Raw genomic sequence first — 15,180 nt, forward strand, 5'->3', positions numbered from 1 at the left:
TTAAACAGAGGTGTTATGCTTTATATTTCGCATTAACATCTATTAGTCATTTTGCTAAAATTTGATTACTTATATTTAAAAGCAGATGTTCAAAAAAGTTATATTCTTTTCAGCGTAAAGCTCGGAATCATTTCACCAATCTTTTCTTTTCTTGCATTACGGACAGGAGCATGATGGTATTCAGATAATTGACTGAACGCATTTTCAGTTCCAATCCCTAACTGATGAAGCACTTCCATCGAAGCAACATTGGTCGCTCGCTCGTTACCATCTTCTACTTTTAAAGCTATTCCAATGCCGGTATCTTTGTCACCGATACAATGTACACCTTCTGCACCAACCTTAGCTACAAGCCGCCCATTAAATACCCGCATTAAGTCGGTATCATACCGGTCTGTTCCTGCTACCATCTCTGGATACTTAGTCATTGCTTCACGAATTTTCTCAAATGATGCTTTTCTTTGCTCACTTCCATTTGCCCAAAGATTCGGCACAGCTAATCTTGTGAAAGCCAAAGCAAGGTTGTATAACGGTAAACGATGAACAGGGAGACCACAACCATCAACGGAAGTAGCTATTTTTTCCTTTGCATAGTCGCTAGCGTTGGAAATAACCTCGATAATTTCTAACTGATACGGATGATCTGGATCTCTATAATGATCAATATCCAATGCTTTTTTAAGGGACCCTGCAAGCATTCCCGCATGTTTACCGGAACAGTTATGATAAACTGGGGTCAGCTCCCCTCCACTTTTTATCAGTTTTTTATAACTATCCTTGTCCCTTGGTATATGAGTACCACACTGAAGTGCACTTTCCTCTAAGTCAATTTTCGCTAATACATCCTTTACTCCTTGTCTATGAAAGTCTTCACTGTTATGACTCGCACAAAACAAGGCAAGCTCTTTTTGCGTTAACCCATAAGTCTCGATTGCACCAGATTCAACTAATGGTGCCGCCTGAAATGGCTTTAGCGAGGAGCGGCCAAATGTCAGGCGAAATGGATCGCCATAATATCCGATTAATTTACCTTCAGCTGATACTACAGCTATATGTACTTGGTGACTACTTTCTATGTATTGTCCTCTATAGACATGAACCTCATGCAGCTTCGTCAATTTTATTCTCCCCTTTGTTCATTGCTTATCACTATACACATGTTACTACGAACCGAATGAAACTGGAATCCATAACACCTTATAAATGATGTAGCCACAGTGAAATAAAAACCCCTATCGAAGTAATGAATCCAACACTTGGTCCGCCTTTTTTAAATGCTTCTGGCATCATCGTTGAAGCAATCATAGAGATAATAGCGCCTCCAGCGAATGCACTCATTATTGCTTTTATGCTATCCGGTGCTGCCTCAAGAAATGTTCCACCAACAGAGCTAAGCGCAGAAAAAAATACAACAAGTAACCAAAGGAAGATAATCTTTTTCTTTGAATACCCATTCTTTTGCAAGCCAACAGTGCTTGATATTCCTTCTGGTAAATTACTTATAAAAATAGAAATGACGAGTGCTAAGCTTACCGATTCTCCACCAATCAAGCTCATCCCAATCATCGCTGATTCAGGTAACGTATCCATAATTGTTCCAATAAAAATCCCTAATCCTGCACTTGATGACGACGTATCATGTTGTCGATCTGATTCTTTCCGTTGATGACCACCTTTATTTGTTACAATGATATCTAAAATAGTGAATACTAACGCTCCTCCAAGAAATCCAATGGCAAGTTCTTTAAAACCACTTAACTCTAAGGCTTCTCCTAGGAGTTCATACGTTGTTGCGCCTATTAGGGCTCCTGTTCCCAGAGCCATGATAAACGCAATTAAACGCTTAGGAATGGAAAACTTCAGAACAATTATGGCACCTGCCATTGTTGCAGATGCAGCAATGGTACCCCATAGTATCGCATTCCACATGAAGAAAAGCCTCCTATCAGAATGAAACTACTCGCTACCATTAAAATCATCCAAAATTAAGGGAAATATTCGCGCAATTACTGAATGTTTGTCTTTTTTCGCGAGAAGACCCCCACTTCAACAAAAGTGACCATTTTCCTCATTTATGTTAAAAGGCAAACAAAAACAGCTATCGATTGAATTTTTTCAAACGGATAGCTGTTTTTATATGTAGTACCCCTAGACAATTGAAACCAACGATGATCGTAACGACTCATCCCCCAATATTGCTAAAGACTTCCCTTGCTTTCTCTCTATCTCTAAGAAAACTTTATCATCTAATCTTCCACACTCCAACATTTTTGTAAGATTATGTCACGAAGAATTTAACCTAACAACGAGCCCACCAAGAGCTGCGCCACTTATCATTTGGTGTCTTTTTGAACATCCTCTTTAAATATTTCTTTTTCTCTCCACCTGCCATATCGATAATACAAAAATGCGAATAAACTGCTGATTACAAAACTAATCCCCATCCCTAATCCAATTCCTATTTCGCCAAACTTGGACGAGAACAAATATGTAAGTGGATAACGTAAAATCCAGAATGAGATGACATTTAAAATTAGCACTTGATACATGGCCCCTGCAGCTCGAACAACACCATTTAAAATAAAATTAATTCCTAAAAATGGGTAAAAGAAAGCAACAATGGTTAAATAAGTAGCACCAAATTGTACAGCAGCTTGATCTTGTATAAATAATTGAATCCCGAATTGCGCAAATAAAACAAGGAGTAATGCAACAAAAAGCATGATTAAAAAATTATAGATAACTCCATATTTAGAAATTTTCGATACCCTTTCCCATTTATTCACACCGATATTTTGACCAGCCATACTATTTACAGCAGTGCCCAACGCATGACAAGGTAAAATAAAGATACTATCTAGTCGTTGCGCTGCACTAAACCCTGCAACGACAGCCTCTCCATGTGAAGTAACGACACTCATAATTGCTGCAGACCCAGCAGAAATGACTGACATTTGCAGTCCTGATGGGATACCTAAGTGTAAAATTAGCTTTACTTCAGCAATGGCAGGTAAAGATGGAACGGGGAATGGAACAAGCTCTTTACGAAGGACATAGTAAATACCATATAAAAAAGCAATCCCTTGAGAGCATACCGTTGCATACGCTGCTCCATGTATCCCTAAGTCAAAAACAGAAATAAAAACAGGATCAAAAATAAAATTTAATATAACTGCAATCATAACGAATCGAAGTGGAGTTTTACTATCACCTATTGCACGTAAAACAGTTCCAATAAAATTGTAGCCTAATAAAAAAAGAATCCCTAATGCATTTATTTTCAAGTAAACGGACGCGTCATCCATCATAGATGAGGGTGTGCCTAACAAGCTTAAAATCGGATTTGCTAAAAGAAACCCAATCAAACCTAAAAAGATTGCCATTATCGTTAACGTAACCACAAACGCATTTAAATAGCTTTTTAGACCCTCTTCATTTCCTTTCCCTTTTTGTTGGGATAATACAGTTAACGTTGTATTATTTATTCCGATAATAAATGACAACAACGTAAAAATGACAATACTTGAAACTGCAACTGCTCCTAACGCATTTGCCCCTAATAAATTTCCCACCCATAAGCTATCAATAAACTGATAGGATACTTGCAGCAAGTTGGTAAACATAATTGGGGCAGAGAAGGTCAATAGTTGATTGATTATCTTTCCATTTGTAAAATCCTGCTGTTTTCTCATTACACATTCTCCTCTATCCGCTCTTGTTACTTTTATTCATTTTACCAGGAGATCAATGTTTCAGCATCGACAAAAGCTTCTTTTCCCAAACGAGAATATAGTAATATCTATGAATGATTAACATACTATGATGATAAGTGTATCCTTTAATGGTTACTTCCAATTACCAAGCAAAAGGAGAATCTTATCTATGGAAACATTTGGACGTGGATGCTTGTATATTATGGTTGGGATTATTGTCCTAACAATCATTGCTATGATTACTCGAAGCTCGATTAATATCCCTTTGATTGTTCTTATTCCGTTGCTTTTCATTGCATTCTGGGCTGCAAGCCAAAAAACAAAATCAAACAGTGGGGATGCAGGTGGCTTTGGAGGAGATGATGATGACGATAGTGATTAAACAAGGTGTTTTTTACTTTACAGCTATCAAATGAATACATAAAGAATTATTTCTTCTTTTCTTTCCCGCACTCCCCTTTATCAATTTATAACCTTAGCGGAAACGATATCCTCGAAAAAAACATTGTTATATAAACTTACAACAAAAGGGAAAATTTCCTCCTTAATCCCTATACTATTCCCAAGTAGATAGCTTTTCTAACGCTTGTTGAACTTCAACTTCCGTTAACTTTTCCATTTTAATTCTTCCTTCGATTTCTTTTATCAGTTCATGAATGGTTATATTTAACCAACAAAACCTATCCCCTAATATTAGTATAAAAGCTTTCACAAAATTGTAATTTTTTTTGGTAAATAATCGTTTATTCCTTATTTACGTTGGAAATACTTAGAAGGAGTTTGATTTTATACGAAATAAATCTGAATGATACTTAATTATTATAAAAAAGGAGCGGTATCAGTGGGTTATTTAAGAGAAGCCGTAGAGCAACAAAAGAAATTATTAATCCATCAATTGATGAATGATGGTGCCGTTGAGTATAATCGTGCAGAATTACAAAAAATGACCATCCATGAGCTTCTAAATGAATACGATCAATTTTTAATTACTACGAAGCGGAGTAAGAATAATTCACTAAAGTTCACCCGTTCGATAAGTGTTCAAAATAGAAGGAAGCCAAGCTAATCCAAAACGGCAAGTTAAATGACAATAGAAATAGCAGACAAAAACGCATGGATCATCATGAAATCCATGCGTTTTAAAATTTATATTTAATGAAAATTTCCATTTTGCTGAATGCTTTCTTAACTGGCAAAAAGAGATCAAATTCCTTACATGACCTGTTGTAAGCGAAAGCAAACCACTTTTTCTTCAGTCATTGCTTCTATCGCTGATCGTACACCTTCTCTTCCTAATCCTGATCCTTTCACTCCACCAAATGGCATGGCATCAATTCGATAGTCACTCGTGTCATTTACCATCACACCGCCAACATGTAAATTATGAATTGCATAATAGGCCTTATCTATATTTTCTGTAAAGATTCCGGCTTGCAAACCATAATTCACGTCATTTGAGCTTTCCACTGCCTGATATAGATCATCGACAGCATTAACCACTACAACAGGTCCGAATACTTCTTCCTTCGCAATTTTTGCAGTGCTAGGAACCTCGGTTAAAATCGTAGGCGAGAAAAACGCTCCTTCCCGTTTTCCACCAAATTGCAGCGTAGCACCATCATATAATGCCTCATTCACCCATGATTCTACTCGAATTGCTTCCTCTTCTGAAATCATTGGACCCATATCCGTAAGTTCATCTAATTTTTCTCCAACCTTTAATTCCGCTGTTCTTTCTACAAAGGCTTGCATAAAGGCTGCATAACTTTCTTTCTCAACATAAATTCTTTGAACACCAATACAATTTTGACCTACCGCGGAAAAAGCTCCAGACACACATGCCTTGACAGCATCGTTAATATTCGCATCATTTAATACAATTACTGGAGAGTTAGAACCCAGTTCCATGTTAATTTTTTTAATACCGGCCTTACTTGCGATCCGCTCACCTGCGTTCGGGCCTCCCGTAAACGAAATCATCCTTACCTTTGGATGGGTAGTTAGTGGCTCACCGATTTCCCTACCTGAACCAGTCAATACCGAAAGCAGCCCTGCAGGTAGACCAGCTTCCATAAACGCTTCTGCCAATAATAATGCACTTAATGGTGTAACGGATGCTGGTTTGACAACAATGGCATTCCCAGCAGCAATCGCAGGTCCAACTTTATGTGCAACCAAGTTCAACGGATCGTTAAATGGAGTAATTGCTCCGATAACCCCTACTGGAAAACGATAACTATATCCTACCCGATTTTCGCTGCCTTCGCTTTGATCAAAATTTATCGTTTCCCCATTAATTCTTCTTGCCTCTTCCGCACTAATTTGAATGGTTTGAATGGCACGCTTCACTTCTCCTCGCGCCTCGTTAATTGTCTTACTACCTTCAAGTGCAATCGTTCTTGCAAATTTCTCGCGGTATTCATCCATATAAGCAGCGACTCGGTTCAACACGCGGATTCGTTCATGCGTTGGCCATGGCTGTGTAGAACGGTATGCTTCATCTGCCTTTTCAATTGCAAATAGCATATCACTGCTTGTTGCGGCTGGAACTCGTGCAATCACTTGACCACTCTCTGGATTACATACATCAAATGTCTTTGCAGCATCAATCCATTGACCAGCAAGTAACATTTTTTCATTTTTAACTTGTAGTTGCATACTGTCACCCTCCTTTAAATTTTCGTTAGGGCGCTTTGTCTTTGAAAGTTAATGATATCAATGAGTAATGAATATCCAGTTTCGATTAATCCTGCTCCAGCTCCTGTCAACATAATAGGCCCAGATAAGTCACATTCATATAAGATTGCATTTGTCGCTCCAGAAACTCCAGCTAAAGGATTTTCTGTGTCAATTAACTCTGGTTTTACCGTAGCCGTAACACTTCCATTTTCTTTGGTTATACGAGCCAACAGCTTCCATTTCTTATTGTTTTCTTTCGCTTCTTCAATTTTGTCAACTGTCATGTCTGATATTCCCTTACATTCTATATCTTGTGGAGGAATTGGTGTATTCATTAAATAACTCGATAGAATCGCCGCCTTATACCTGGCATCATAGCCTTCTACATCACTTGTCGGATCCGCCTCTGCATAGCCAAGCTCCTGCGCTTTTTCCAGCGCATCTTCGTATGTCTTTCCCTTTTCCATTTCGGTTAAAATATAATTAGTCGTTCCATTCAAAATGCCCTTAATTTCTTTAATGTCATTTCCTGCTAGTGTTGATATCGGCATTCTTAGGGCAGGTGTTCCACTCATTACCGTTCCTTCAAACCCCCAGAAGACACCGTTCTTTTCTGCTAAACTAGATAGTTCGTGATAAGCAAGGGCTACTGGTCCTTTGTTGGTAGTCACAACGCTTTTCTTATTTTCAAAAGCTGTACGGATATGATCGATTGCTGGCTGACCTGTTTTAACATCCGTAAATGTTACTTCTACGATCATATCTGCATTGGAATGCTTGATTGTTTCGAGGCTATCCCAGCCCTTCACTATTCCAGGTTCATCAGGATAGTTTTCAACATTACCTGTATCTTCTACAACCTTTAGCAATTGTTCGATGTCTAAGCCACCTGGCTGATACACCGATCCTTTCATAACATCAGACACTGCAACAACTACAGGATCTAGCCCATACGAATCTTTCAAACTAACTTTCTGGTCTTTAAAAAGCTTTGCTAACGCCTGACCGACACCACCAAATCCAATGAAAGCAACTTTCAAACCCAAATCATTCACCTCCAAGATTATTTCTTACTAGTTAATAGCTTGTGGGTGCATTCTGATAGAAGTGCTACACCGATTGGTAGCGCATCTTCATTGATTTGAAAATTAGACGTATGCAAGCTTCCTGTTGTATCCCCATTGAATGCACAACCTAAAAAGAACATTGCACCTGGAATCTGCTTTGTTATATGACCAAAATCTTCCCCACCCATACCAAAGGGCTCTTCATAAATCGGCATATTCGGATAAACAGTTTGTGCCGTTTGTTTAATTAATTCTGTTATTTCTTCATCGTTATCAAGTGCAGGCTCCCCATGTTCAATTTCAAGCTGATACGCTCCCCCTAATGATTCCGTTATTTTAGCAATCGATTGTAATTCATCGATTAACTGTTGGCGAACGTCATCTGTATAGGAGCGTAGCGTTCCTTTGATCACTATTTTTTCAGGAATGACATTGGCTGTATGGCCACCATGAATTTCTCCCACACTTATCGTTCCAACATCGAGTGGATTTATCTTTCTGCTTATAAGACTATAAATTCCTTGAAGTACGTAGGAAGACATCCAGATAGGATCCGTTCCTTGATATGGATAACCACCATGTCCTCCTGTCCCTAAGATTTCAAGGGAAAAATTATCAATATTTGCCATACTAGGACCCTTATTTATTTGCAGCTCTCCAGTATTGCGCCAAGGACAAACATGTAAAGCAATTACTGCATCCAAGTCATTAATCATACCAGAACGAAGTAAATACGGTGCCCCAGTTAATCCGTTCGCATCTGCACTTTCTTCTGCTGGCTGGAAAATAAATTTAATCGTACCATTTATTCTACCTTCTCTATAATCCTCAGCTAATAGCTTTGCGGCTCCCAATAACATGGTAATATGGGCATCATGACCACAAGCATGCATAATTCCTTCATGTTCGGATTGATATTCGACCCCTGTTTGTTCTTGTATTGGCAATGCATCCATATCCGCTCGAACACCGATGACAGGCCCACTTCCCGAGGAGAGGGTGGCAACAATACCATACCCTGCAATTCCTGTCTGAATGTTAAATATATCTTCTGCTTCCAACACGCTTTGGATAAAATCACTTGTTTTTTTCTCTTGAAAGCTTAATTCTGGGTAGCGATGCAAGTGGCGACGCCAATCCATTAACTGTGCTTTTATAAACTGAGAACGTTTCGTTACATCCCAATTTTCAGTTTTCAAGGTAAGCCCGCCCCCCTTCCTTGTATTAATAGAAAAGCTCCTCCTCTTAACGTACAAATAAACTTTCTGGAAGCGCCTGAAACGCTTGATCTAAATCATAAATGAGGTCATCTACATCTTCAATTCCTGCTGAATAACGGATCAACCCTTCTGGTATCCCCATTGCTGCTCTTTCTTCTGGTGTACATTCAACGTGACTCGTTGTTCGTGATGGGCCTACAACCGTTTCTACTGATCCTAAGTTAGCTGCTTTATTTGCATACTTTAGCTTTGGTAATAGATGTCTTAGTGTATCTACTCCACCTTTTACCGCAAAGCTCAACATTCCTCCAAAATTATTCATTTGCTTTTTGGCAATGTCATGTCCTGGATGATCCTCCAAGCCTGGATAGAATACCGATTCAACAACATCAACCGTTTTTAAATAACGTGCGATAGCCATTGCATTTTCACACTGCTTATCAATACGTAACTTCAATGTTTTCATTCCTCTAAGCAATAAATAAGCTGCCATTGGATCTAATGTTGCTCCATTAATTTCACGATAATGATAGATCTGCTCAACTAACTCTTTCTTACCACAAACAGAACCACCGAGAGCGTCTGCATGACCCCCTAAGAATTTAGTAGCACTGTGAATGACTAAGTCAGCACCAAGTTCTAACGGGTTTTGATTAATTGGTGTTGCAAAGGTATTATCAACAATGACCATTGCTCCAGCCTTTTTCCCTGCTTTTGCCATTCGCTCGATATCAGTTATTTTTACCGTTGGATTCGTCGGACTTTCCAAATAAAGCACCTTGCAGCCTTTTGCGACTTCCTTTTCGATTGCTTCATGATCCCCTGTATCACATAGCACTACATCAATATTTTGCTTCGGTAAAAATTCTGTAAAAATTTTATTCGTTCCGCCGTACGTGTCTTTTATGGAAACAATTCGGTCGCCTGGAAATAAAAATGTTCCTAGTGTATTGCTTATCGCTGCCATCCCTGTCGAAAAGCTAGTAGCTGCTTCTGCATTCTCTAAATCTTTTATCTTTTCTTCAAACGCTTGAACAGTTGGATTCGTGTTTCGACCATAAATGTGTCCTTCTTTTTTCCCAATGGCAACATCGTACCACTCATCCATATCATCATAGCCGAACGAAACACTATGAACGACAGGAACCTGTGTAGCTCCAAATGCCAAAGAATCTTTCTCTCCAGCCCATATCGCTCGCGTTGCTATTTTTGATTGTCTCATTACGTATTCCTCCCTTTACATTTGTTTATTAAACGTTCATACGCAAACCTAGCAATCGCAGTATCCTGAATACCCGTTCCAGTCAAATCACACACGGTAATTTGTTCAGGGGTTTCTCTGCCAACTGCAGCGCCAGAAGTAATTTGACCCAATTCCAACACATTATTGCCTACAAATTTTTCTGATTTACCCTTCAACTCTCCTAAACGAGTCGACTGTTCTTTTTTGTCACATACTACTAGATCAGCAGCTTCCACTACATGTTCATCTAGCTCCCTTTTATGCTCTGCGTCCGATCCCATGGCTGTAATGTGCAGCCCCGGGTGAAGCCATTCCGCTCTAATCACAGGATCTGTTGCTGGTGTCGTTGTAATAACTGTATCACTGCTTTGAACAACCTCTTTTGGATGCTCCATCAATTGAACAGGGACTTGAAGTTCTTTTTCCATCTCCTGCTTATACTTTTCTGCCTTTTCCTTTGTTCTTCCATATACAAATAGCTTCTCAATTTTCCGTACTAAGGAAACTGCCTTTACTTGCAAACGTGCTTGTGCACCGGTACCGATCACACCAACATTCGGACTTTTGGTTTTAGCCAAATACTTTGCAGCTACCGCCCCTGCTGCAGCCGTACGTATATCTGTCAAATAACCATTATCAGCTAACACTGCTTTTGGGACGCCTGTTTTGGAACTAATCAGCAACATTAGGCCGTTTGCAGATGGTAACCCTAGCTTATAATTATTGAAAAAGCCGGAAGATATCTTTATCGCAAAGCTATCGTAGCCAGGAACATATGCAGACTTAATATCCACTTCGCCATTATAATCTGGTACATCGACTCGCATAATAGGTGGCATCTGAACTTCCTTAACCAATAAATCGGTAAAAGCTTGCTCAATAATATTGATTAATAGATGGTTTAGAGTAACTACTTCCTCTAATTGCTTCTTGCTGACAACTTCCACCGGTGCACCTCCCTAGCTAATAATTCCGCCATGTTGGTTCCTGTGAAAAGGGTCCTTCACAACCAAATCCCTCGGAAAATCTGTAAATGTCTCACACCCGGCATCCGTCACACGAAATGATTCACTAATCTCGATTCCATAATTGTCAAACCAGAGGCCAGGAATTAAATGAAAAGTCATATTCGGCTGCAAGACGGTTGGATCGCCCATTCGCAGACTCGCTGTATGCTCTCCCCAATCAGGTGGATAGTTGAGACCGACAGAATAACCAAGTCTTGCTTCTTTCTCAATTCCATGTTTTTTAATACTATTTCTCCAAATACTTTCAACCTCACCACATGTCATACCTGGCTTTACAGAATGTAACACCTCATTTAACCCTTCTACTACAACAGGTGTAATTTTTTCTAGTTCCTTAGATGGCTTTCCAATGGAAACGGTTCGAGCTAACGGAACATGATACCTTTTATAACAACCTGCAAGTTCTACAATTACTGCTTCACCTTCCTGGTATCGTTTATCTGACCATGTTAGGTGCGGTGCCGATGTGTTTTCACCAGAAGGTAACAATGGGACAATGGCCGGATAATCTCCACCATAATCTTTCGTCCCGCTAACAACTTGATAATAAATATTAGCTGCAACATCGCACTCTCTAACACCCGCATATATACTTTCTGTCGCTTTAAACATTGCTTCATCAGCAATTTTAGCTGCCTTTTTCATATATTCAATTTCTTGATCTGATTTTATAATCCGAACATAATTTACTAATAAATCCGCATCTTTAAAAGTTGCGTTTGGTAACCCTTGTTTTAAGCGTTCCAATGCCTTTGCAGAGAAGTAATAATTATCCATCTCCACTCCAATATAGCGATTACCTTGACCAATCTGTTTTAATATTTCTGCTACGAAATCCATTGGATGGTAAACAGATGATTGAACATAATAATCTGGATACGCGATAACATTCTCGTCATAAATCCATGTAGTAGCTTTTGCACCGTTTGCATCTTGATAGCGTCCAATCCATATTGGCTGTGGTTCATCAATAATAACGATTAACATTTGGTGAACGTAAAACGACCAAGCATCATACCCAGATAAATAATTCATATTTGCAGGGTCCGTGACTAGTAAGACTTCAATGCCACTCTCTGCCATCCTTTGCTTTGTCTTACTCAGACGGTTTTGATACTCAATAATATCAAATGAAAGCATGTCGCCTTCCCCCTTCCTGTCTGTCATTGACAGAATTTTTTAACTATTTGTTAGTTCTATCATATGAAAATTTTCTTTCATTTGTAATGTTCAAACTGTATGAAATTAATCCATCGCCTTTTATACACATTTAACATCAAATAAATCCAAAATTGATTATTTTAGTATTTTATAGTTAAATACGGGCAATTTACTCATAAATAATCTAAATTACGCTTATTTATTAGAATTTCGATTAGGTATTTCATATAGATTATAGTAAAAATTGGAAGTAAACCAATTTTTTTACTGTTACTATTGCCCTTCCCATTATGACGAAAAGTAAAACAAAAATGCCCGATAACTAATTCAATAAACAATAGTCAAATTAGTTATCAGGCATTTCAGTAACAATTATTTAATTTTTTTTAACGTCCATAGCCGCACACTCAGTTCTAATAAAAAGGAATCATCCGAATCTATTAATGATAATTGCGTGAGAGCCTCAATGTTCCTTAAACGATGCAGCAACGACTGTCTATGCAAGTTTAACGCACGAGCCGTTTGACTGACATTCCCTTTATATTTGTTGTAAGTCATAAACGTATATAATAAGTCCGTTTGTCGCTTTTTATCATAATCTAACAACGGTTGAAGTGTTTCCTTTACAATCGATGCAATTTCACTTTCTTTGGAAATCGCCATTAGTAAGCGATTTATTTTTGTATTACTAAAAAAGGTTCGTTCCCCTCGATCACCTTGCTGCACACCTATATCAAGAGCTGTTTTCGCCTCTTGATACGTTTCATAAAAGGCAGTTTCATTATCCTTTGGTGTACTAATTCCCCAAGATAATTCCATGCCAGCCAGCAATTCATTTAATCTCCGCGAAATTGTGTCCAGAAAGTGATTGGCAGTCTCCATGTAAGGATGGTGATCTGCTTCTAAAAAAATAATAACTTGACCCTCATCAAAGGTTGCCATCGTATGACGTCCCAATAACTTTCCAGCATAGGTTATTTCCTTTTGAATATAATAGTTTAAACTTTGTAAGGATGAATTTTCTGGACTGTCGTTTTTATCACGAACCAGGTCCTCACGATTACTAACTTCCCCTAGAAGACAAACATATGGATAATTTAAATCATAGCCAAGAAGTTTCGCCTTTGACAAAAGCTGATCATCAATAGGCGTTTCTTGCTTAGCGAGATTTAATACAAAATTATCCTTTAATCGTATTTCGGTTAGTTCTATCGCATTCTCTTTAACAAAGTAAAGGGCACAAGCGGTTAAGGCATGCTCTAAAACATTCATTACAAACCAGGATAGCTGCTCTTTACTTTTTGGTTGAACAATTAAATAGCCTTGTGTTTTATGATTATTAATAATAGGAAGCTGAAAAATAATTTTGTCATCTAAATCGTAAGCTTCCAAATGATAGTATAACGGGTGCTCCTTAAAATGAAGATCAATAGAAGAATTTGGTTGAAGGTTATGTTGGCTATTTTCATCCTGATAAACACGTAACACTTGTTTATTCATGTGTTGATTCGCCCTAATAAAACCAGATTGATCCACCATTAAAACGGGCATTCGAATGAAACGGTATAACGTATGGGAAATTTGTTGCAAATCCTTGTCTTGTAGCACACAGTCGATGAGCTTTTGTCTAACCTTTTCCGCCTGCTGCCTTTCTTCCTGCTTATCCAGTGTTATTTTTTCCATTACATGCTGAAGGATATCACCAAATCGAATCTCCCAAGGAATATCAATGAGGATCAGGTCATTCTTGTTAGCAACTTGTATCACTCGATCAGGGATATCATAAACATATCTACCGGTGGCAACACCTAATATAGATGCTCCAGACTGCACAACATCCTCTACGTATTCTTCCAAGAGTTGCGGATCATTTTCGCAACCCATCCCTGTAGTCAAAACAAATTCATTCTTTCTCACAAAATTTTCTACAGGTAATTCGATAACAGAAATCCATTCAACAAACGTTTCTTTTAACAACTGCTTTCCGGCTTTGACTTTTGAAGTCTCTAAAATCGATAGTTGAACAATATCTTCTGCTGAAACCCCCATAAGCCTCACCTCATTTTGACAGCAAATTAATGGTTTTCCATAACACGACGCACAGTTGCTGAATCTACATTACTGCCACTTACAATGAAAACAATTGGTCCTTTACGTACACTTTTTTTCGTTTTCAACAACCAGCCAATACTTGTTGCAGCAGCGCCTTCCACCACCATTTTATGATAGTTTATCATAAAAATCATGCCCTTCGCTATCGCTTTCTCTGAAACTAACAAGCTATCATCCATGTATTTTTTTGTCATGGAAAATGTATACCTATTATCGAGACCAATCCCGCCAAGTAAACTATCTGCTAAAGTATCGGTTTCTTTCATCGTTATTGGTTTACCTTCTTTTATACTGTGATGCATAACAGCAGACTGCTCCATTGTCATACCAGTGACCTTGATGCCTGGGTTCATATTCTTCAAAAAAAATCCAATGCCAGATAATAGTCCGCCACCAGATAATGGGATAACCACTTGGTTCACGGACGGACAATCCGCCATTATTTCTAAGCCAATGGTTGCTTGACCTGCAATAACCTCCAGATCATCAAACGGTTTAATTGTCGTTATACCTTCTTTCTTTTCTAACTCGCCACAATAGGCTGCTGCATCATCTTGACCTTCGCCTACTACTTCTACTCGGGCACCCAGGTCTCTCAATCTATTTACTTTTACTTCTGGCACTCTATTTGATATGCATACTGTTGCAGGAATTCCTAACTTTTTTGCTACATAAGCCACAGCAATACCATGATTACCTGTGGAAAATGTTGCAACCCCCTTTTTTTGCTGAGACTCCGATAACGAGAGGATTTTATTTGCAGCACCTCTAATTTTAAACGATCCTGTTTCGTGCATGTTTTCTAATTTTAAATAAATCGGCGTATTCGTCAATTTTGAAAGAGGATATGAGTAGATAAGTGGTGTTTTTTCAACGATTGGTTCTAATCGCTTTCTTGCTTCCCACACATCCTTCACAGTTATTTCCACTTGGTCATTTCGCTCCATCAAAATCACC

At 38.5% G+C, this 15,180-nt stretch carries 14 protein-coding genes; 2 read left to right on the top strand and 12 right to left on the bottom strand.

What is annotated here, in order from left to right:
* Positions 1-98: 98 nt before the first annotated feature.
* From JOC48_RS15185 to JOC48_RS15195, 3 genes are all read right to left on the bottom strand, one after another.
* Complete coding sequence (locus tag JOC48_RS15185; RefSeq protein WP_239584407.1) at positions 99-1,118, bottom strand: asparaginase; 1,020 nt, start codon at positions 1,116-1,118, stop codon at positions 99-101.
* A 79-nt stretch (positions 1,119-1,197) separates the two neighbouring features.
* Entirely contained in the window at positions 1,198-1,929 is a 732-nt protein-coding gene (locus JOC48_RS15190) for a ZIP family metal transporter (RefSeq protein ID WP_204501096.1), read from the bottom strand.
* A gap of 404 nt (positions 1,930-2,333) precedes the next feature.
* The gene (locus JOC48_RS15195; RefSeq protein WP_204501097.1) at positions 2,334-3,692 is read right to left on the bottom strand and encodes an MATE family efflux transporter; all 1,359 of its coding nucleotides are present in this window, start codon (positions 3,690-3,692) and stop codon (positions 2,334-2,336) included.
* Between the two features lie 190 nt (positions 3,693-3,882).
* Here JOC48_RS15195 and JOC48_RS15200 point away from each other — a divergent pair, with 190 nt between their 5' ends.
* Positions 3,883-4,095, top strand: a complete 213-nt coding sequence (locus JOC48_RS15200; protein ID WP_204501098.1) for a hypothetical protein — start codon at positions 3,883-3,885, stop codon at positions 4,093-4,095.
* 174 nt (positions 4,096-4,269) lie between these two features.
* Here the strand turns inward: JOC48_RS15200 and JOC48_RS15205 are convergent, their stop codons facing one another.
* Positions 4,270-4,425, bottom strand: coding sequence for a hypothetical protein (locus JOC48_RS15205; protein ID WP_204501100.1), 156 nt, complete (start codon positions 4,423-4,425; stop codon positions 4,270-4,272).
* A gap of 129 nt (positions 4,426-4,554) precedes the next feature.
* Between JOC48_RS15205 and JOC48_RS15210 the strand changes: the two genes are divergently transcribed.
* Positions 4,555-4,779 carry a hypothetical protein gene (locus tag JOC48_RS15210; protein WP_204501102.1) on the top strand — a complete coding sequence of 75 codons (225 nt, stop codon included), beginning with the start codon at positions 4,555-4,557 and terminating at the stop codon, positions 4,777-4,779.
* A gap of 146 nt (positions 4,780-4,925) precedes the next feature.
* Here the strand turns inward: JOC48_RS15210 and JOC48_RS15215 are convergent, their stop codons facing one another.
* The 8 genes from JOC48_RS15215 to eutB all read right to left on the bottom strand — a co-directional run bounded on the left by JOC48_RS15215 (position 4,926) and on the right by eutB (position 15,170).
* Entirely contained in the window at positions 4,926-6,371 is a 1,446-nt protein-coding gene (locus JOC48_RS15215) for an aldehyde dehydrogenase family protein (protein ID WP_204501104.1), read from the bottom strand.
* Positions 6,372-6,385: 14 nt separating this feature from the next.
* Positions 6,386-7,438, bottom strand: a complete 1,053-nt coding sequence (locus tag JOC48_RS15220; RefSeq protein WP_204501106.1) for a homoserine dehydrogenase — start codon at positions 7,436-7,438, stop codon at positions 6,386-6,388.
* A 17-nt stretch (positions 7,439-7,455) separates the two neighbouring features.
* On the bottom strand, positions 7,456-8,658 hold the full coding sequence (locus JOC48_RS15225; protein WP_239584408.1) for a M20 metallopeptidase family protein: 1,203 nt from the start codon (positions 8,656-8,658) through the stop codon (positions 7,456-7,458).
* 46 nt (positions 8,659-8,704) lie between these two features.
* A complete protein-coding gene (locus JOC48_RS15230) occupies positions 8,705-9,901 on the bottom strand; it encodes a cystathionine gamma-synthase family protein (protein ID WP_204501109.1) in 1,197 nt (398 codons plus the stop codon).
* Complete coding sequence (locus tag JOC48_RS15235) at positions 9,901-10,869, bottom strand: cyclodeaminase (RefSeq protein ID WP_204501111.1); 969 nt, start codon at positions 10,867-10,869, stop codon at positions 9,901-9,903. The genes JOC48_RS15230 and JOC48_RS15235 overlap by 1 nt, the downstream gene beginning before the upstream one ends.
* A gap of 12 nt (positions 10,870-10,881) precedes the next feature.
* Positions 10,882-12,090 (bottom strand): M24 family metallopeptidase, encoded by a 1,209-nt coding sequence (locus JOC48_RS15240; protein WP_204501114.1) that lies wholly within the window; start codon positions 12,088-12,090, stop codon positions 10,882-10,884.
* Positions 12,091-12,483: 393 nt separating this feature from the next.
* Entirely contained in the window at positions 12,484-14,160 is a 1,677-nt protein-coding gene (locus tag JOC48_RS15245) for a PucR family transcriptional regulator (protein WP_204501115.1), read from the bottom strand.
* A gap of 26 nt (positions 14,161-14,186) precedes the next feature.
* Positions 14,187-15,170 carry a hydroxyectoine utilization dehydratase EutB gene (gene eutB, locus JOC48_RS15250; RefSeq protein WP_204501116.1) on the bottom strand — a complete coding sequence of 328 codons (984 nt, stop codon included), beginning with the start codon at positions 15,168-15,170 and terminating at the stop codon, positions 14,187-14,189.
* Positions 15,171-15,180 lie beyond the last annotated feature (10 nt).

Origin of the sequence: Aquibacillus albus, assembly GCF_016908325.1 — a bacterium.
GTDB lineage: Bacteria > Bacillota > Bacilli > Bacillales > Amphibacillaceae > Aquibacillus_A > Aquibacillus_A albus.

Bases quoted from the DNA above. Each gene is read 5' to 3' on its own strand.
- JOC48_RS15190 (WP_204501096.1), bottom strand. From the start codon at position 1,929: ATGTGGAATGCGATACTATGGGGTACCATTGCTGCATCTGCAACAATG.
- JOC48_RS15195 (WP_204501097.1), bottom strand. From the start codon at position 3,692: ATGAGAAAACAGCAGGATTTTACAAATGGAAAGATAATCAATCAACTA.
- JOC48_RS15200 (WP_204501098.1), top strand. From the start codon at position 3,883: ATGGAAACATTTGGACGTGGATGCTTGTATATTATGGTTGGGATTATT.
- JOC48_RS15215 (WP_204501104.1), bottom strand. From the start codon at position 6,371: ATGCAACTACAAGTTAAAAATGAAAAAATGTTACTTGCTGGTCAATGG.
- JOC48_RS15230 (WP_204501109.1), bottom strand. From the start codon at position 9,901: ATGAGACAATCAAAAATAGCAACGCGAGCGATATGGGCTGGAGAGAAA.
- JOC48_RS15240 (WP_204501114.1), bottom strand. From the start codon at position 12,090: ATGCTTTCATTTGATATTATTGAGTATCAAAACCGTCTGAGTAAGACA.
- JOC48_RS15245 (WP_204501115.1), bottom strand. From the start codon at position 14,160: ATGGGGGTTTCAGCAGAAGATATTGTTCAACTATCGATTTTAGAGACT.
- eutB (WP_204501116.1), bottom strand. From the start codon at position 15,170: ATGGAGCGAAATGACCAAGTGGAAATAACTGTGAAGGATGTGTGGGAA.